This window comes from Peribacillus sp. NPDC096622 (assembly GCF_044762665.1).
GTDB lineage: Bacteria > Bacillota > Bacilli > Bacillales > DSM-1321 > Peribacillus > Peribacillus frigoritolerans_B.
The window spans coordinates 315,945-334,994 of record NZ_JBIWES010000002.1 but is presented as its reverse complement, the minus strand read 5'-3'; the positions used below and the strand labels follow the sequence as shown (position 1 = coordinate 334,994).

Here is a 19,050-nt window from a genome sequence, read left to right as displayed (position 1 = left end):
TCCTTTTTTTTCATAAGGAAGTTTGCTGCTCTCTCTCAAGCATTTCCTCTTTGGTATATATGATTTTCATTGGATTTCCCCCGACGAAAGCTCCCTCCGGAACATCCTTATGGACAAGCGTCCCCGCAGAGACAATCGCCCCATTACCAATTGAAAGTCCTGGAAGAATGGTCGAATTCGCTCCAATCAATACTTCATCACCAATGACTACATCCCCTAAACGATATTCATGAATCAAATATTCATGAGCAAGGATCGTCGTATTATAGCCAATGACAGTATTTATTCCGACCGATATTTTTTCCGGAAACATCACATCCGGCATGACCATCAAAGCAAACGAAGTATGCTTCCCGACTTTCATATGTAAAAAAGTCCTGTATAGCCAATTCTTCACGCCCAGAAAAGGCGTATAACGCGCTAGCTGTATCACCACAAAATTCTTTACGACTTTCCAGAATGGAACGGTCTTATATACATGCCATAGCGAATTGGCCCCTTCAACTGGATAGCGGGACGTGCGTCTCATTTTCTAGCCTCCGTGAGGTTTTCAACCTCAACGATTTTCAATAAATCCGCCATCTGCTCAAGCATATAATCAGGGTGATAACTTTCCAGGAATTCACGGCCTTTTATGGACCATGAGACCCCTGCCGTTTTGGTACCTGTATTTTTCCCGCCCATAATATCATGATAATTGTCGCCAATCATGATCGCTTCTTCAGGAACCGAACCGAGTTGATTTAACGCTTTTACCAAAGGCTCTGGGTCCGGCTTTGCCTTTTCCACCTCATCCAGTGTGACCACCACTTCAAAGAACTGATCCAGTTTGCTTAAACGCAGGCCCTTTTCGACGACATCACGCTTCTTTGTCGTAACGACTGCCAATTTATAACCGCTCTGCTTCAACGTTTGAACGGTTTCGAACACCCCGTCAAATTGTGTGACAAGCAAATCATGGTTCCTCCAATTATGCTCCCGATAGTATGCGATCATATCATCCACACGTTTTGTATCGATGGAAGAAAACGTATCGACCAAAGTCGGTCCGATAAATGGAATGATATCCTCCCGATTGAACTTTCCAGGACAAAAGTGGTTTAAAGTTTCTGTAAAAGAGGCGATGATCAATTCATTTGTATTGATCAACGTACCATCAAGATCAAATAATAATGTAGTTATGTTACTGTTCATATACAGCTTCCTTTCTCTGTACCCTATCAGTCCGATTCCATATATACGCAACGGCCATCGTTAAAACAATGGCAGTGAGCAGCCGAATAAGTAACAGCGGCAAGACCGGAATCCCCAGCGGAATAAAAATCAGTGTGTCTTCTACAACAGCATGGCAGGCGACTAAAAAGATGAATGCAATCGTCATATCCTTCTTCGATACATTATCTTCTTTAGCCGCTTGAATCATTACGCCTGCGCCATATGCCAAACCGAGAGTCAGGCCTGTAACGAAAGGCATGGAAGCATTCGGCTTCATCCCCAGGACCTTCATGAAGGGAGCAAGGGCTTTCGAGAAGGCTTCCAGCCACTTTAAATCTTTCATGATTTGAACCGCCACCATGAGCGGAATAACGATGACCGCCAGCTGGCCAATTCCTGAAAGGGCCTGGATGACCCCATGCAAAAGGATCGCTCCCGCTCCGTTAATCTCTGCAGCCTCCCCGATGGCCGTTCCTTGGGCCATTTCAGATCCGCCCTGCCAAACAAGATTGATGACGACCGCGGACAAAAGCGCAAGCCCGATCCGTACTGTTAGGATGATCCACAGTTTGACACCGGTTTTCATCGCCACACCTGACTCGATCAATAAATTATGTGAAAAAGATAGCATCGTAGCGATAATAAAAACTTCTTTCACAGTCAAATCAAGCGTTAATATGCCAGCAATCGCTGCGTATAAATTCAGGAAATTCCCTAACACAAGCGGAATTGCAGCATCCCCTGGAAGACCGATGAGGTTCATCAAAGGCGCTATCAAGTTGATGATGAATGGCAATACAGGCGTAAATTGAAGCACAGTGACGATCAGAGTAACCGGAAATATCACTTTCCCCAAAGACCAGGTTGTATTCAAGCCTGAAAGAAGTCCCTTTTTAACCGAATCTACTATCACTTTGCCCTCTCCCTTTTCACATATTACCTATGCATCTAAATATCGTTTGTCTGCATGCCCGCGGACCCTTCTATAGACCACTAAAGCAATGGCTACAGCTACCAACACAATCGAGATCACTTGTGCGATACGCAGTGACTCCGTTAGCATCAAACTGTCCGTCCGCAATCCTTCAATGTAATAACGGCCGATGGAATACCATATTACATAGGTTAAAAACAGTTCCCCCCTTCGCAAGTTCACTTTCCGTAAACTTAAGAGAATAATGACACCGAGGATATTCCAAATCGATTCATACAAAAAGGTCGGGTGATAATACGTACCGTTTATGTACATTTGATTTATGATGAATTCAGGCAAATGCATATTTTCAAGGAATGATCTTGTTATTTCTCCCCCATGCGCTTCCTGATTCATGAAATTACCCCAACGGCCAATCGCCTGCCCCAACAATAAGCTCGGTGCAGCAATATCCACCAGCTTCCAAAATGAGACTTTCTTGACCTTTGCAAAAACGATTGCAGTCAGCACCGATCCAATCAACGCACCATGTATGGCAATTCCGCCATTCCATATTTTTATGATATCCCCCGGGTTTTGTGAATAGTACTCCCATTGGAAGATCACATAATAAATACGGGCACTAATGATCGCGATCGGGACAGCAAACAAAATCAAATCAGTAAATATTTCCTTATCAAGACCTCTTCGCTCAGACTCCCTTAATGCGATAATAAGACCCAATAACACACCGAAACCGATGATTAGCCCATACCAATGTACCTGGATGGGACCTAGATCAATCGCGATCGGATTCAGCGGCTGTATTACTTGTTCCATTTTGTCCCCTCTTTTCCTATAACCTTTTAAAATTCATCATGTTCCGGATCTGCAATGGCATGGTTCAAGCGATCTGAAAACTGTTCTGCAGCATTTACTCCCATTCGTTTCAGGCGGTAATTCATGGCTGCCACTTCAATGATAACAGCTAAATTTCGCCCTGGACGGACAGGTACGGTAATTTTCGTCACTTCCGTATCAATGATTTTCATTTTTTCTTCATCAAGGCCAACCCTGTCATACTGCTTGTTTTTTTCCCATAGTTCCAGATTGATGACGATTGAGATCTTTTTATTGCTGCGGACTGCACCAGCTCCAAAAAGTGTCATTACATTAATGATTCCCAATCCCCTTATTTCAAGAAGATGCTCGATTAAATCCGGGGCATTCCCGACTAGCGTATCTTGATCTTCCTGCCTGATCTCAACGCAGTCATCGGCTACAAGGCGATGACCACGTTTCACTAATTCCAGGGCTGTCTCACTTTTACCGACGCCGCTTTTACCGGTGATCAACACACCCAACCCATAGATATCCACCAATACACCATGAACGGCAGTGGTTGGTGCCAACCTGCTTTCAAGGAAATTGGTCAAACGGCTGTATAACCTTGTTGTCTTCATATTAGATCTCATCACAGGAACGGATTCCCGCTCAGAAGCTTCGATCAATTCTATCGGCACTTCCTGACCACGCGTAATGATGATGCCTGGAGTAAAGTCCCGGCATAACTCTTCCATCCTCTGTACTCGATCGGGTTCATTCAGCCGATTAAAAAAGGACATCTCCGTCATACCTAAAAGCTGTACTCGATCCGCGGGATAATAATCAAAAAAACCGGCTATTTCAAGTCCGGGACGAGATAAATCACTCGTGACGATTGGTCGGTTAATTCCTTCTTCCCCACTGATAAGTTCTAGACCGAACGCTTCTACTATATCCTTTGTACGGACTTTTGCCATATATCTTTCCTCCCTTTGGAGCGATGCTATTTTTTGAGATACTTTTTCTATTTTAGCATTTTTCTGTTAATAACCAAACAAAGCATTATCGATTTATCGTTTTTTTATTCACTCCGCCTGGACGATGGCAGCGGGAAGGTCCCCTTGAACAGGAAAGAGATGAGGTGAACATCCATGAATCTAACACCAAAATAAAATAAAGCCCGAAAGTATGAATTGGCGGGCTTTCAGACTGAGAAAACTTATGGCTTGTACAAATTGAACGTTGATTTCCGCTCCAGGCACTAGCTTTCCGCGGGCGGCACGCCCTCGGCGCCTTTGCGCCTGCGGGGTCTCCCCCTGGACACGCTTTTCCAGCAGGAGTCTCAACACCCTCTCCAATCAACTTTTTTCCAAAATTTTGTTTACAAACTAAAAGCCCGCTGATATAACGGGCGGGCTTTCTTTTTCTTCATCTTCAGGAAACCGTTATCGCTGCAGTCTTGGTTTCTGCAAATACATGAAGCACAGGAACCTCTTCCTTGACCGTCTTGAACTTAAGGACCTTCTGAACCACATCACTTTTCTCTTCGATGATGGTCATCCCTTCCAAAGTTACATTAAAGCTTCCTAAATTTGATTTCAACTCTCCTTCGATCGCCTTACCTGGCGGCAGGGTCAGCTGGACTTTTCCAGTGACTGACTTAGCATGGATCGAATCGCAATCCATCCCTGAATTCGCACAGATGATTTCCCCATTGAACGTTTGGACATCCAATTTCTTGAAGTATCCATCGGCATTAATTGCTCCGTTCAGGGTCTCGGCTTCCAAGTCATTAAAATTGGTATCTGAAATGCTGATCATCCCGTTACCTGTTTCAAGCTCACAGAAATCACCCGTACCCTGCATGATATGAATGGCACCATTCGCCGTTTTCGCTTTAAGCTTCTCCGATTTCATTGATTCGGTCGTGATTCCGCCATTGAACATCCTTATATGAATGTCCTCATATTCTTTCCTTGGAATGTACATGATCGTATCAACCTTTATGGATTTTTCACGAACCTTGAACTTCAATTTTCCGTTTTCAATCGTGAAATCGACTTCTTCCAAAAAGTTTTTCCTGGCTTCTTCTATATCTTCCACACGGTATACCTTGGCTTGGCATTCCACCCGGACATCATCATGGTCCCATGCGGCGATTTTTATTTTCCCATTTGCTATATCCACATCAACTGCATTCAGGAAATCTTGATCATGCTGGAAAATATGACTGACCTCCACAGATTTCCCGAAATTAAAATCAAGATCCGTTTCTTTGATTTTCTTAAAAGCACTTTCTACGAAATCCATAATCTTTTCTTTCGATGACTGGATATTCTTCTTAAACGTATCCTGATTGCTTCCTTCGTTTTTCTTATCCACGACTACCGTCGATAATTCATTTTGCAATTTCTGCTCTTTAGCTTCACTTTCCTGACTGGCTTTATCTAATTCTTCCAATAGGCCCATGGCTTCTTCCGCTGATAACTTTCCATCTTGAATCATTTCTAGGATTTTCTTTCTTTCCTCCTGCATGAACATTCCTCGCTTTCTTCTATCATTTTATTCATACATACGCCTAGATATCTAAAAAGTTTCATAAATACCGTTTTTCCCATCATTCGACAAAGGAAAATGACAATTTCCGAAATGGGAGGTGTCTGATTTCCCCGGAAATATCTTGTTTTCCCATTCTTTAATCAAATGATTGATTAAATGCACACCGTCATTTTTCTACAAAAAAACAAGCCTGATGGCTTGTTCTTTTATGCATGTTCATGTTGGGTTTCTTTTTCTTCAATCCAATTTTCCATGCGAATTTGATCACGGGTAAGTACTGGTTTTAAGTATTTTCCCGTGTACGATTCGGAAACTTCACATATTTTTTCGGGTGTTCCATAAGTGACGATCGTACCGCCCTTATCTCCGCCTTCCGGTCCCAGGTCAATAATATGGTCCGCCGTCTTGATGACATCCAGATTATGCTCGATCACCAAAACTGTATCCCCATTGTCAACCAGCCGCTGCAGCACCTGGAGCAGCCTTGCTATATCGTGGACATGAAGTCCGGTAGTCGGTTCATCCAGGATATAAAATGAGCGCCCAGTGGAACGGCGATGCAATTCAGAAGCAAGTTTCACCCTTTGCGCTTCACCGCCTGATAAAGTGGTAGCAGGCTGTCCAAGCTTGATATAACCTAACCCAACGTCAAAAATCGTTTGTAGCTTCCGTTTGATCTTTGGGATATTTTCAAAGAAACCAACTCCTTCCTCGACTGTCATATCGAGGATGTCGGATATGTTTTTCCCTTTATATTTCACTTCGAGTGTTTCCCGGTTATAGCGCTTACCATGACAGATTTCACATGGAACATAGACATCTGGGAGAAAGTGCATTTCAATCTTGATAATGCCATCACCACGGCATGCTTCACAGCGGCCGCCCTTCACATTGAAACTGAACCTGCCTTTTTTATAACCGCGGATCTTCGCTTCATTAGTCGAGGCAAATACGTCACGAACATCATCGAATACGCCCGTGTAGGTAGCTGGATTCGACCGTGGGGTCCTGCCAATCGGTGATTGGTCAATATCAATGACTTTATCTAAATGCTCAATTCCCTTAATCTCACGGAAATCGCCTGGTCGGGCTTTTGCCCGATTCAGCTTTTGAGCCAAAGATTTATGGAGGATTTCATTCACTAATGTACTTTTCCCTGATCCAGAGACTCCTGTAACGGCTGTAAAGACCCCAAGTGGGAATTTCACATTAACGTTTTTCAAATTATTTTCCTTGGCACCTTTTATCTCAATTACACGGCCATCATTTTTCCGGCGTTCCAATGGCAATGGAATGAATTTCTTCCCTGCCAAATACTGGCCCGTTAAGGATTTAGGATTATTCATGACCTCTTCCGGAGTACCTGCAGCCACTATTTCTCCTCCATGCGCTCCAGCTCCAGGACCAACATCGATTAAATAATCCGCAGCAATCATCGTATCTTCATCATGCTCGACAACAATCAGGGTGTTCCCGATTTCACGCATATTCTTCAATGTTTCGATCAATCGATCGTTATCCCTCTGATGCAGCCCTATTGAAGGTTCATCCAAAATATAGAGGACTCCCGTCAAACGGGAACCGATCTGTGTCGCCAATCTTATACGCTGCGCTTCACCGCCTGATAATGTTCCAGCTGCCCTGCTCAACGTCAAATATTCCAAACCAACATTAGCCAGGAAACCGAGCCGCTCACGAATTTCACGTAAAATCAATCTCGCAATTGCAGCTTCCTTTTCAGTTAAATCAAGTTCATCGAAAAATACTAATGCATCTTCCACTGATAAAGCTGTCGTTTCACTTATATGGACCCCTTGAATGAGCACGGAAAGACTTTCTTTTTTCAATCGATGACCCTTACAGGTTGGACAGTGATGTTCTGACATGTATTTCTGCATTTGCTCACGAATATAGTCTGAACTCGTCTCCTTGAAGCGCCTTTCGATGTTTCTTAAAACTCCTTCAAAAGGAATATATCCTTCTTGCACTCTTCCAAAATCATTTTTATAACGGAAATATATCTTATCTTTACCTGAACCAAGCAAGACCTTATCCATCTTCTCTTCCGGTAAATCTTTAACGGGCACATCCATATCTATTCCATAATGGTTGGCCACCGCTTCTAGGAGCTGAGGATAATATTGAGAACTCGTCGGCTCCCATGGCGCAATCGCATGTTGACGGAGGCTTAATTCGTTATTCGGGATGACCAGATCACGGTCCACCTCAAGCCTCGCCCCCAAGCCATCACAATCCGGGCAGGCCCCAAACGGGCTATTGAAGGAAAACATTCTCGGCTCTAACTCTTCAATCGAAAATCCGCAGTATGGACAAGCATGATGTTCACTGAAAAGCAGCTCTTCCTCACCCATTACGTCAATGATGACTTTGCCTTCTCCAAGTTGCAAAGCACTTTCCAATGAATCTGCAAGCCTAGCCATGATACCCTCTTTAATGACGATCCGGTCAATGATGACTTCAATCGAATGTTTCTTATTTTTTTCGAGCGTGATTTCCTCACTGAGATCATGCATTTCCCCATTCACACGAATGCGGACATAGCCTTGTTTCTTAACTTCCTCCAAAACTTTCGCATGTGTCCCTTTTCTGCCTGAAACAAGCGGTGCCAATACCTGAAGCTTGGTTCGCTCAGGGTAATCAAGAATGCGGTCCACCATTTGCTCGATCGTTTGTGAGGTGATTTCAATATTATGGATCGGACAGGTCGGCCTGCCGACCCTTGCATATAACAGCCTTAAATAATCATAGATCTCCGTAACAGTCCCTACGGTCGAACGAGGATTCCGACTGGTCGTTTTCTGGTCTATGGAGATGGCTGGTGACAAACCTTCGATCGCATCGACATCCGGTTTATCCACTTGGCCTAAGAATTGACGAGCATAAGCGGACAGTGATTCTACATAACGTCTTTGCCCTTCTGCATAAATCGTATCAAAAGCCAAGGAAGACTTTCCAGATCCGGATAATCCGGTCAGCACAACAAGTTTGTCTCTCGGTATCGTGATATCAATATTCTTTAAATTGTTGGCCCTGGCGCCTTTTATCACAATTTTATCCATTGCCATGTTTCGTCACCCTTCCGCTTTTAACTCTAGTAATAAATCACGAAGCTCGGCAGCCCGCTCGAAGTCCAGTGCCTTTGCCGCTTCCTTCATTTCCTTTTCCATGCTTGCCATCACTTTTAAACGCTCTTTTTTAGGGAGCTTCGCAAGGCTTGGTGCAAGGTCTTCCTTATACTCTTCGCTTTCTTCGGCTACATGAGTCGCCCTTATGGAGTCACGGATATCCTTTTGAATGGTTTGAGGCATTATTCCATGCTCTTTATTATAATTCTCCTGGATTTCACGACGCCGCCTCGTTTCATTGATGGCAAGTTCCATCGAATTCGTGATGCGGTCTGCATACATGATGACGTGGCCGTTGGCATTACGGGCTGCACGGCCCATCGTTTGAATAAGCGAACGTTCCGAGCGAAGGAACCCTTCTTTATCGGCATCCAGAATGGTCACTAACGACACTTCCGGAATATCCAGGCCTTCCCTTAAAAGATTGATTCCAACGAGTACATCATATTTGCCCATTCGGAGTTCCCGGATGATTTCTATCCTTTCCAAGGTCTTTACTTCCGAATGAAGATATTGGACTTTGATGCCGATTTCCTTTAAATAATCAGTCAAATCTTCAGACATCTTTTTCGTCAAGGTCGTTATGAGCACACGCTCGTTCTTTTTGACGCGCTCCTGTATTTCACCGATCAAGTCATCTATCTGCCCTTCAATCGGCCGCACTTCTACCGTCGGATCCAGCAATCCGGTAGGACGGATGATCTGCTGAACCATTTCTGGCGTATGTTCGAGTTCATATGGTCCCGGAGTTGCCGAAACGAATATGGATTGATGGACCTTTTTTTCAAATTCTTCAAATCTTAGCGGGCGGTTATCTTTTGCAGACGGCAGACGGAAGCCATGATCGACGAGCACTTGCTTCCGCGCCTGATCTCCATTGAACATTCCGCGGATTTGCGAAAGGGTTACGTGTGATTCATCCACGACCAATAGGAAGTCCTCTGGAAAGTAATCCATTAAAGTGTATGGTGTCGCACCCGAGGGACGAAGGGTTAAATGGCGGGAATAGTTCTCGATCCCTGAACAAAAGCCCATTTCCCGCATCATTTCCAAATCATAACGGGTCCGCTGCTCCAAGCGCTGTGCTTCAAGAAGCTTTTCATCTTCCCTTAATTCCTTCAATCTCTCTTCCAGTTCCGTTTCGATATTTTGAATGGCTATCCGCATTTTCTCTTCACGGGTTACGAAGTGGGAAGCCGGGAAAATGGCGATATGTTCACGTTCACCGGTAATTTCACCAGTCAGGGCATCGACTTCACGGATACGGTCGATCTCATCCCCGAAAAACTCGACCCGTACGCAATGTTCATCACGTGAAGCCGGGAAAATTTCGACGACGTCGCCGCGAACTCGGAAGGTCCCCCGTTGGAAAGCAATATCATTCCTCTCATATTGGATATCCACGAGTCTGTGCAGCAAGGCATTCCGGTCTATTTCCATGCCCGTTCGGAGGGAAACGACCATCTCCCGGTACTCTTCAGGAGAACCGAGTCCATATATGCACGAAACACTGGCAATGATGATGACATCTTTCCTTTCGAACAAGGACGAGGTTGCCGAGTGACGCAGTTTATCGATTTCATCATTGATGCTTGCATCTTTTTCGATGAATGTATCCGTCGATGGAACATAAGCCTCTGGCTGGTAATAATCATAATAGCTAACGAAGTATTCGACGGCATTATTAGGAAAGAACTCTTTGAACTCACTGTATAGCTGCCCTGCCAACGTTTTATTGTGGGCAATGACAAGAGTCGGTTTATTGATCTTTTGAATCACATTGGAAACGGTGAACGTTTTCCCTGTCCCCGTTGCCCCCAATAACGTCTGCATTTCCTTGCCTTCCTTAATCCCTTCGACCAGCATTTCAATTGCTGCCGGCTGATCTCCTTGAGGAGAGTATTTTGAGACTAACTCAAACTTATCCTTCACCAAGCATAGCCTCCTATTGAAATATTTTTATATGAAAACGGGACATGCCTATATCCCTTCTATTTATTCCGGTTTAATAAAGCATATATACACATTCTACCACAATAGCCTTAAAACAAACCAGCAATAAGCGAACATCCATTCTATTTTTGTGTGTTGAGGGGAATGACAAGTTTGAGTACAAAAAAAGCACCTTTGATGTCAGGCGCTCTTGGATGTACGTTTCATCATTCTTTTTGATAACCAAAATCCCACTGTCAGGGATAAGGCATCGACGATGATCAATAAGTTTGTATGCGTATAACCTTTATATGCGGAAGCTGTAATCAAGGCAACAGTTAAAACAAGGCCTACGACATTGTTATAGGTGACTCTTGAAAATAGCATGACAAGTAGACAAGGAAGGAAAAGGGCAGAAAGAATTTTAATCATTTTTTCATCTCCTTTATAAGAGAAAAATAGAGTAGTTTCAGTTTAAATGATTATGAAGTTTTTTGCCAATCAATTTCCTGCTTGATTTTCAAGGCATCCTTAGAAAAGCATCCGCACATCCATCAATTATGCCCAGAAAAAAAAGAGGCAAACCCCTTTAAAAGGAAGTTTGCTTCTTTTCAGCCCAATCAATATGGATCTGCTTCATGTCCTTTTCTAACGGCATCCTCAGGGTTATCCGTCCCACCCAGTGGTTTTGAAGATTCCGTATGTTCAGAAGCCGCGGCCAGTCCCTCTTTCAACCTGCGGCCATACTCTTCATCGGCCTCTTCGGCAAGTGCTATCATTTTTTCCTGAATGCGCTTGTCGGCAGGAGCCAATGCCGTCACTAAATTGGAAATTAAATCGTCTTTTTCCCAATCCTCGAATTCCCGGAACGTTTCCCCGGCCTGCTTCGTATTGTTTTGGCGATCGATTGTCTCACGAACAAGTTTCCCTTCCACCATAGGTGTATACTCCTTGCCCGTCTGCTTGGCTTCCTTCAAGCCGCCGACAGTGGATGGTTCGTAGTTGATGTGGGGGCTTTGGCCGCCTCTGCCAACTTCATATTGCATTTGTCCGCCAGTCTGATTCGTGGCTGTTCGTTTCTTTGGAGCATTGATCGGCAGTTGCAAATAATTAGCGCCAACACGGTGACGCTGTGTATCGGAATAAGAGAATGTACGTCCCTGTAACATCTTGTCATCAGAAAAATCCAGTCCATCCACTAGGACACCGGTACCGAATGCAGCCTGTTCGACTTCAGTGAAGTAGTCTTCAGGGTTTTTATTCAATACCATCGTACCGACATGCAGCCATGGGAACTCATCTTTCGGCCAGATCTTCGTATCATCCAGCGGATCGAAATCCAACTCAGGATGATCATCATCACTCATGATCTGTACGTTGAGATCCCATTCAGGATAGTCCCCGCGTTCGATCGCTTCATATAGATCCTGTGTGGCATGATTGAAATTCGTAGCTTGAATTTCATTGGCCTCTTGCTGTGTCAGGTTCTTGATCCCTTGTTTCGGTTCCCAATGATACTTGACGAGCACTGCTTTCCCTTCCTCATTCACCCATTTATAAGTATTGACCCCCGATCCTTGCATCATGCGGTAGTTAGCTGGAATGCCCCATGGGGAAAACACAAAGGTAACCATATGGAATGTTTCAGGCGAACTCGAGCAAAAATCGAAAATCCTCCTGCCGTCCTGAATATTCGTGACCGGATCCGGTTTGAAGGCATGAATCAAATCCGGGAATTTCATGGCATCACGGATGAAGAAGATTTTCAGGTTATTGCCTACAAGATCCCAGTTGCCATCTTCCGTATAAAATTTAACGGCAAATCCCCTTGGATCACGTAACGTTTCCGGGGATGTCCCTCCATGAATAACAGATGAAAATCTTACGAATACCGGGGTTTTTTTACCTTCTTCCTGAAAAACCTTCGCTCTCGTATATTTTGAAATCGGTTCGTCCCCCGCTTTACCGGTCGGAACGAAATAACCATGCGCACCTGCACCGCGGGCATGCACAACCCGTTCAGGGATACGCTCCCTATCGAAGTGGCTGATCTTTTCCAGGAAATCATAGTTCTCAAGTGTACTAGGACCTCTGTTCCCTACAGTTCTTAGACTCTGGTTATTCGTTACCGGGTGCCCCTGCCTGTTCGTTAATGTTTCATTCGTTTCATCATTTGTTTTTTTTGATTTATCAGACAAAAAATCCCTCCCTTGTTAATAAAAGCCACAATACTACTATACTTTCCCCTATTCCCTATATTTAACTCTTCAATCTTCAGAATTTAGTTAAATAAGTACTTTTCCCCTATATATCGATGAGCATATTTTCACTCCATTAACGGCTTGAAGCATTTAGTAGATGGAGTGAGCATACCCATTTTTGTATATTCCATCAGCACAGCATTAAAATGAAATAAGGATTAAAAATTCAAAAAGCGGGGTGCCTTCATTGGACGAAGAATTTTTAATTTCTCAATACAGAAGTGAATTAAGGAATCATGGAAGCAAACGGAAAGCCATGATCGCCGCATTTAAAGATTCATCAGGCGCCATTGCGATGAGCGGCCTAACGATCGTCATCTCCCTGCTAACATTGCTTGTAGCCAAATACGGAGCCTACCACCGTTTCGCTGTACCATTCAGCTTGTCCATTTTAATCATGATGCTGGCAGCTTTAACACTTGTACCGGCATTGCTTTCTGTATTCGGAAGGGCTTCCTTCTTCCCAATCGTTCCGCGTACATTAGAAATGGAAGAAGCACAGGCCAAGAAAAAGGGAAAAGCCTTGTGCGCCCGTTCCTTGTTCCTGCAATCACCTCCATACTTGGCCGCCGTGCTTTTTGGCCGAGTAAAGTGACAAATCAAGAAGAGAAAGAACATGCCAAATAATAAAGGTGACAGCTTTACTCTTTCTTCATAAGAAAAAAAAGCCCTGTGCCCCATAAATGCACAGGTTTTTCATGTTTTCAAAATTAAGGAAAACTTTCAGTTGACACTATTGCTTTCACCTCTTATAATTACATTAAGTTAAGATATCTCAAATTAAAGATATATAAATTCAAGATTAATAATCAGGAGGAATAAACATGACAAATACAAAATGGATAGTCGACCCGACTCACAGCGCTATTGAATTTTCCGTAAAACATATGATGATCGCTAAAGTAAAAGGAAGTTTTAATAAGTTCGAGGCAAGCATTCTAGCAAATCCATTGGATCTAACAACTGCAGAAATCGATTTCACCGTTGATGTGGCAAGTATTGACACACGCAATGCGGACCGGGACAATCACTTGCGTTCCGCTGACTTCTTTGATGTAGAAAAAAAACCCACATTAACATTCAAATCAACAAAAATCGTGAAAACGGATGAAGATGAATACGATGTAACTGGAAATGTGACTCTTAATGGAGTCACACAAGAAGAAACTTTCAACATCACCTTCGAAGGCCAAGGGAAAGATCCATGGGGAAATGAAAAAGCAGGCTTTAGCGGAAAAGGGAAAGTCAAACGCAGCGATTATGGTCTAACATATAACGCGGCATTAGAAACAGGCGGCGTACTGATCGGCGATCAAATCACGCTTACCATCGAAATCGAAGCAGCTAAAGAAGCTTAATGAAATAAAGAAGCAGCCATCCCTAGGATGGCTGCTTCTTTTAAAGTTTAGATATAGTTTGAATGTTGCTTTGGCCAAATGATTCCTGAACATGATTAGTCCGGCGGTTATTGATTCCACTATCATTTTGTTAAAACACCCCTTCATTCGCAATGCATATGACATTCTCCCAATGAGCCAAACAATTGAAGAGAGCAAAAAAATATGGGCTATAATTATATGGTTTTAAGGGGTTTAGGAATACGAGAATCCACTCCTTCTTTCTTCATTTACCGGATTTACGAATTCCTCGTTTTATATAGTAAATAAATGAAGTATGGGGCCCCGATACTCGCTGTGAAGACACCAGCCGGTATTTCCAAAGGTGAGAATAAGGTCCGTCCAATCAAATCCGCCACCATAACCAGGATGCCGCCAAGCAAAGCTGAAGTGGGCAGTAACACTCCAAAACTAGAACCAACCAGCCTTCTGGCCATGTGTGGCGCCATTAATCCCACAAATCCAATTCCCCCAGCAAAAGCTGTGGAACCGCCAATCAAGGCCGTACTGATCATCAATAATGTAAACCGCTGTTTTTGGACATGCCCCCCAAGTCCCGTTGCCAGGTCATCGCCTAGCTCCTGTAAATTAATATTTCTAGCATACAGGAAGGCGATTAACAGGAAAAGAATCGTCCATGGTGCCAATACAGCTATATTATTCCAGGTGGACGTAGACACTGACCCCGTGATCCAAAGGTTTGCCTGGCTCGCTTGAAAGACTGGGCCAAGAATCATCATCATCGTAGTGAGTGCCTTCATTAAAGCCATCACCCCAATCCCGATCAACACAAGCCTGATCGGGGGAACTCCATTTTTCCAGGCTAAGGAATAAACAAGTAAGGCTACGACTGTCGCCCCAATGAATGCAGCTAACGGCAGCCAATTGATGCTCACTGTTAAAGAATGGTTCTTATCGCTAAAAATGGCCAAGAATCCAACCACCGCTACAGTCGCTCCTCCCGTTATCCCCAGGATATCAGGCGAAGCAAGTGGATTTCGAATCATCCCTTGAAGGATTCCCCCAGCTACAGCAAGGCCCATCCCTACCAACAGGGCAACAATTATTCTAGGCAGGCGGAAAGATTGGATAATGAGCCGATCGCTCTCCGTCCCCCCTCCAATAAAGACCTGGAGGACACTTAGCGGATTTATATTCATCTCACCCACTCCAGTACTGATAACAAACACTAGTGAAGTGACTAAAAATAATATGAAAATCACGATCATGGCTTTTTTATCCATCAAGAATGATATTTTTTCATTAAACAAACGAAAACTCTTATATGACTTCATCGACCGCTGAACCCCTTTCTAGCTATATAAATAAAGAATGGGGTCCCGATTATGGCTGTCATGACTCCAACCGGAACTTCTCGAGGCATCAGGATATACCTGGATATGACATCGGCTGCAATCAAAAGCACCGCCCCGAAAAGTCCAGAGAAGGGAATCAACCAGCGATGATCGATGCCTACTATAGAACGGGTAAGATGCGGAACGACGATTCCTATAAAGCCAATCGGACCCGCAACCGCTACTGATCCGCCAGAGAGCAGGATGATTGCCAGCCCCAGGACCAGTTTAAGGAATACTATATTCAGTCCAAGACCTTTTGCAACGTCTTCACCCATTGATAACACATTCATTTTACCGGACATGATCAAGGCAAGTCCCCAGCCTGCGACAAGATAAGGCAGGACGGCAACTAAATTGTCCAGGCTTCTACCGGAAACGGATCCGGCAAGCCAGAATAGGACTTGCTCTAAAAGAGCCTCATTAGAAACAAGAAGACCTTGTGTAAGTGAAGCTACCATGGCCGTCATGGCCGCACCGGCCAATGTCAGCTTCATCGGTGTCAAGCCGCCGCGTCCCATGCTTCCAATCATATATATGCTTATCGCTGCTATGGCCGCCCCTATGAATGACAGCCATGTGAATACTTGAAGATTGCTTATCCCAAAAACGGTGACACCGGTGACAACCGCCAATCCCGCCCCGGCGTTGACTCCGAAGATATCTGGGGAAGCCAGGGGATTTTTAGTTAGCGTTTGCATCAAAACCCCCGAGATGGCCAAACTAGCACCGATGGCCGAAGCGATCAGGGCACGCGGTAGTCTGACTGATTGAATGACAATGTGTTCATTCGTCCCATTGAAATCGGTAAAAGCATCGATGGCCATTTTCCATGTTGTATCTGTATAACCGTATACAATGCTTGAGCACAGTAAAAACAGCAGCAAAAGAATGGTAATGAACAGCCCCATCCATTTCTGCCATGAATTTTTTAATAACATATCCAGTTACCTTTCCAATCACGTTTGTATATCATTATTTAATTCAATTGTACTGGCGTAAACAGGATTATGTCAACGAATTTGAGAATCATTTTCAATTATATATTGACAGAAAACTATATTCATTTTATGATGATGCTGTTAAGTGCGAATGATTATCATTTGCTGAAAAATTGGGAGGGGTACATAGATGTTTAGATTTAAGTCATTATTAACGATTTTTACAATATTTGCAGTCTTCCTTCTAGCAGCTTGCGGGAATTCGGATGAAAAGGCCGATGGAAATAAAGCTGAAGACAAGAAAGAAGAGAAAAGCTACACAATTGAGCATGCCATGGGCACTGCCAAGTTGAAAGAAACGCCTAAAAGAGTGGTCGTTTTAACAAATGAAGGCACTGAAGCATTGCTTGCTTTAGGAATTAAACCTGTTGGTGCCGTTCAATCATGGCTTGGTGACCCTTGGTACGACCATATTAAAGATGATATGGATGGGGTAGAAGTCGTTGGTGTTGAACATGAAGTTAACATAGAGAAAATCGCATCACTGAAACCTGACTTGATTATCGGAAGCAAGATACGCCAAGAAGCGGTTTATGATAAATTAAATGCAATCGCACCTACCGTTTTTTCGGAAACGCTAAGAGGAGATTGGAAAGAAAACTTTAAACTATATGCAAAAGCAATGAACCTTGAAGAAAAAGGTAACGATGTAATTGCAGAATTCGATAAACATACAGAAGATCTTAAAGCCAAATTGGGTGATAAAGTAAATCAAGAAGTTTCCATTGTTCGTTTCATGGCTGGAACTACTCGTATTTATTACACGGATTCATTCTCTGGAGTGATTTTCGATCAATTAGGATTTAAACGTGCAGAACAACAGAAGGAACTATTCACTGCAGATAATAAATTAGGCAACCTTGCCATTGAGGTTGGAAAAGAAGTCATCCCTAAAATGGATGGAGATATTCTCTTCTACTTCACATACGCTCCTGAAGGGGACAAACAAGCCCTAAGCACAGCAAAAGAATGGACTAATGATCCACTTTGGAAAAACCTTGATGCAGTCAAAAACGGAAATGCCCATGAGGTTAGCGACGCAACATGGAATACAGCTGGCGGAGTAATTGCAGCTAATAAAATGCTGGACGATCTAGAAAAGATCATGCTTGAAAAGTAATAACACGATTCCATTGAAAAAGGCCTTTCTCGAATAATACGAGAAAGGCCTTTTATTTTTATGCTTATGTCATTAACCCACTTGTCCGCTTTCCTTCAATTGATCGTCAACGAACAAGAGGCCCAATTCGTAATGCTCCCCGTCAAATAGAGCTCTTTGCACAAAACGAATCTGTTCATTATTATCGATGACCTCAAGCTTGCAATGTGCCCGGTTTATTTGTAGCGCCCTATATAACTCTTCTTCTTCCCTGACGACGACCCCATTTATTTTCGAAATGACCTCGCCTTTAAGCAACCCCATTTTATCTGCCGGAGATTGAGGGATAACGCCTAAGATCTGGACACCAAGCTTACTTTTTGAAAAATAAAAAGGAAGCTTTCGATCCATTGCCTTTTGGGAATGATGCAGGAATTCACGGCCAAGGATTGCTAAAACAGCCGTTATGATCGCCAATGGAGGGTACCAGTAACCAACTGCCGCCAATACCGTAATCACAATTCCCAATGCCCCTACCTTTTTGCCTTGCGCCCTAATGGCCAGTTCCGGGAGCGTCCCATGAACTTTTTGCTTAAAGCCGATTAAAATGGGCAGTACGATCGGTGACAGGGACATGTCCCCGATTGAAAAAACCGGATACCATTCGAAAGGCGCTGGAAGTTGTCCTCCAGGAATCATAACGAACATGGGAATTAACCAGATTCTCTGTGAAACATACACACCTATCGGCTGCCCCCTCTTGGATACCTCCAATTGAGGAGAGACCTTTTTACTTCCATTAGTAACAATTAAAAACCCTTCAGCAATCAGTAATAATCCCATTAAAATAACAAGTGTCGGATATATGGACCGATCCAGCTGATTAAAGGCATCCTGAAATAACGTCAGCTCGACATCTCTATCATATAAAAAGAAAAGGATAAAGAATGTGAGACCCATTGTATAAACGGGGGAAACGAACCTCTTTTTCATGGATAGCATGGACAAAACCGTAACCACAGCCATGATGGACAGTGCCGCCAAAGGAATGGCGAGTCCGGTAGCCAGCGTGAGCAAGGAAAGGATCATGCCCCATATTAACCCTTGAGGTAACATGGAACGCAGCTCCATGGAAAAACTGTAGATCTTCGTATTAAAATCATGGCGTTCCCGTTTAACGCGAAGATAGCCGATGAATAAACAATAGGCAATCGAAACATAAAGCAAAGGATGAAGGAAAAGTTTTCCTAATCCAATTAAGCATGCAATCAGCCAATCCGTTGTCAATTTCTTTCCACCATCCTCAAAAGTAATCAAGTTTTGTCAAATTTCGTTCTGGTCAGTTAC

Annotated in this window: 15 protein-coding genes and 1 pseudogene; 3 read left to right on the top strand and 13 right to left on the bottom strand. The window is 43.6% G+C overall.

The features are described from left to right. Positions 1–10: 10 nt before the first annotated feature. From ACIQYG_RS04970 to ACIQYG_RS04925, 10 genes are all read right to left on the bottom strand, one after another. On the bottom strand, positions 11–529 hold the full coding sequence (locus ACIQYG_RS04970) for an acyltransferase (protein WP_402835906.1): 519 nt from the start codon (positions 527–529) through the stop codon (positions 11–13). After that, the gene (gene ppaX, locus ACIQYG_RS04965) at positions 526–1,194 is read right to left on the bottom strand and encodes a pyrophosphatase PpaX (protein ID WP_402835904.1); all 669 of its coding nucleotides are present in this window, start codon (positions 1,192–1,194) and stop codon (positions 526–528) included. The genes ACIQYG_RS04970 and ppaX overlap by 4 nt, the downstream gene beginning before the upstream one ends. Beyond that, positions 1,184–2,128 carry a nucleoside recognition domain-containing protein gene (locus ACIQYG_RS04960; RefSeq protein ID WP_402835902.1) on the bottom strand — a complete coding sequence of 315 codons (945 nt, stop codon included), beginning with the start codon at positions 2,126–2,128 and terminating at the stop codon, positions 1,184–1,186. The genes ppaX and ACIQYG_RS04960 overlap by 11 nt, the downstream gene beginning before the upstream one ends. Positions 2,129–2,155: 27 nt before the next feature. After that, a complete protein-coding gene (gene lgt / locus ACIQYG_RS04955; protein WP_402835900.1) occupies positions 2,156–2,968 on the bottom strand; it encodes a prolipoprotein diacylglyceryl transferase in 813 nt (270 codons plus the stop codon). A 26-nt stretch (positions 2,969–2,994) separates the two neighbouring features. Then, a complete protein-coding gene (gene hprK, locus ACIQYG_RS04950) occupies positions 2,995–3,930 on the bottom strand; it encodes an HPr(Ser) kinase/phosphatase (RefSeq protein ID WP_137016681.1) in 936 nt (311 codons plus the stop codon). Positions 3,931–4,387: 457 nt separating this feature from the next. Then, the gene (locus ACIQYG_RS04945; RefSeq protein ID WP_402835897.1) at positions 4,388–5,488 is read right to left on the bottom strand and encodes a DUF4097 family beta strand repeat-containing protein; all 1,101 of its coding nucleotides are present in this window, start codon (positions 5,486–5,488) and stop codon (positions 4,388–4,390) included. A gap of 230 nt (positions 5,489–5,718) precedes the next feature. Then, complete coding sequence (gene uvrA, locus ACIQYG_RS04940) at positions 5,719–8,598, bottom strand: excinuclease ABC subunit UvrA (protein ID WP_402835895.1); 2,880 nt, start codon at positions 8,596–8,598, stop codon at positions 5,719–5,721. 6 nt (positions 8,599–8,604) lie between these two features. Beyond that, complete coding sequence (uvrB, locus tag ACIQYG_RS04935; RefSeq protein WP_402835893.1) at positions 8,605–10,590, bottom strand: excinuclease ABC subunit UvrB; 1,986 nt, start codon at positions 10,588–10,590, stop codon at positions 8,605–8,607. Positions 10,591–10,791: 201 nt separating this feature from the next. After that, positions 10,792–11,022: a CsbA family protein gene (locus tag ACIQYG_RS04930; RefSeq protein ID WP_034309928.1), complete on the bottom strand. Its 231-nt coding sequence runs from the start codon at positions 11,020–11,022 to the stop codon at positions 10,792–10,794. Positions 11,023–11,210: 188 nt separating this feature from the next. After that, positions 11,211–12,788: a catalase gene (locus tag ACIQYG_RS04925; protein WP_402835891.1), complete on the bottom strand. Its 1,578-nt coding sequence runs from the start codon at positions 12,786–12,788 to the stop codon at positions 11,211–11,213. A 262-nt stretch (positions 12,789–13,050) separates the two neighbouring features. On the opposite strand from ACIQYG_RS04925, the pseudogene ACIQYG_RS04920 reads away from it, so the two are divergent. Together ACIQYG_RS04920 and ACIQYG_RS04915 are read left to right on the top strand one after the other, a co-directional pair. Then, positions 13,051–13,371 (top strand): annotated as a pseudogene (locus ACIQYG_RS04920) (MMPL family transporter); the annotation flags it as partial. A 304-nt stretch (positions 13,372–13,675) separates the two neighbouring features. Further along, the gene (locus ACIQYG_RS04915) at positions 13,676–14,209 is read left to right on the top strand and encodes a YceI family protein (protein WP_402835889.1); all 534 of its coding nucleotides are present in this window, start codon (positions 13,676–13,678) and stop codon (positions 14,207–14,209) included. A 278-nt stretch (positions 14,210–14,487) separates the two neighbouring features. Here ACIQYG_RS04915 and ACIQYG_RS04910 read toward each other — a convergent pair whose 3' ends face one another. Continuing rightward, a complete protein-coding gene (locus tag ACIQYG_RS04910; protein WP_034309915.1) occupies positions 14,488–15,543 on the bottom strand; it encodes a FecCD family ABC transporter permease in 1,056 nt (351 codons plus the stop codon). Beyond that, the gene (locus tag ACIQYG_RS04905; RefSeq protein WP_402835886.1) at positions 15,540–16,544 is read right to left on the bottom strand and encodes a FecCD family ABC transporter permease; all 1,005 of its coding nucleotides are present in this window, start codon (positions 16,542–16,544) and stop codon (positions 15,540–15,542) included. Before ACIQYG_RS04905 ends, ACIQYG_RS04910 begins: the two co-directional genes overlap by 4 nt. Before the next feature lie 190 nt (positions 16,545–16,734). Between ACIQYG_RS04905 and ACIQYG_RS04900 the strand changes: the two genes are divergently transcribed. Next, entirely contained in the window at positions 16,735–17,724 is a 990-nt protein-coding gene (locus ACIQYG_RS04900; RefSeq protein ID WP_402835884.1) for an ABC transporter substrate-binding protein, read from the top strand. Positions 17,725–17,796: 72 nt separating this feature from the next. On the opposite strand, the gene ACIQYG_RS04895 is transcribed toward ACIQYG_RS04900, so the two are convergent. Continuing rightward, positions 17,797–18,990 carry a PDZ domain-containing protein gene (locus ACIQYG_RS04895; protein ID WP_402835882.1) on the bottom strand — a complete coding sequence of 398 codons (1,194 nt, stop codon included), beginning with the start codon at positions 18,988–18,990 and terminating at the stop codon, positions 17,797–17,799. Positions 18,991–19,050 lie beyond the last annotated feature (60 nt).

Bases quoted from the DNA above. Each gene is read 5' to 3' on its own strand.
- uvrA (WP_402835895.1), bottom strand. From the start codon at position 8,598: ATGGCAATGGATAAAATTGTGATAAAAGGCGCCAGGGCCAACAATTTA.
- ACIQYG_RS04905 (WP_402835886.1), bottom strand. From the start codon at position 16,544: ATGTTATTAAAAAATTCATGGCAGAAATGGATGGGGCTGTTCATTACC.
- hprK (WP_137016681.1), bottom strand. From the start codon at position 3,930: ATGGCAAAAGTCCGTACAAAGGATATAGTAGAAGCGTTCGGTCTAGAA.
- ACIQYG_RS04970 (WP_402835906.1), bottom strand. From the start codon at position 529: ATGAGACGCACGTCCCGCTATCCAGTTGAAGGGGCCAATTCGCTATGG.
- ACIQYG_RS04930 (WP_034309928.1), bottom strand. From the start codon at position 11,022: ATGATTAAAATTCTTTCTGCCCTTTTCCTTCCTTGTCTACTTGTCATG.
- ACIQYG_RS04910 (WP_034309915.1), bottom strand. From the start codon at position 15,543: ATGAAGTCATATAAGAGTTTTCGTTTGTTTAATGAAAAAATATCATTC.
- ACIQYG_RS04915 (WP_402835889.1), top strand. From the start codon at position 13,676: ATGACAAATACAAAATGGATAGTCGACCCGACTCACAGCGCTATTGAA.
- ppaX (WP_402835904.1), bottom strand. From the start codon at position 1,194: ATGAACAGTAACATAACTACATTATTATTTGATCTTGATGGTACGTTG.
- lgt (WP_402835900.1), bottom strand. From the start codon at position 2,968: ATGGAACAAGTAATACAGCCGCTGAATCCGATCGCGATTGATCTAGGT.
- ACIQYG_RS04900 (WP_402835884.1), top strand. From the start codon at position 16,735: ATGTTTAGATTTAAGTCATTATTAACGATTTTTACAATATTTGCAGTC.
- ACIQYG_RS04945 (WP_402835897.1), bottom strand. From the start codon at position 5,488: ATGCAGGAGGAAAGAAAGAAAATCCTAGAAATGATTCAAGATGGAAAG.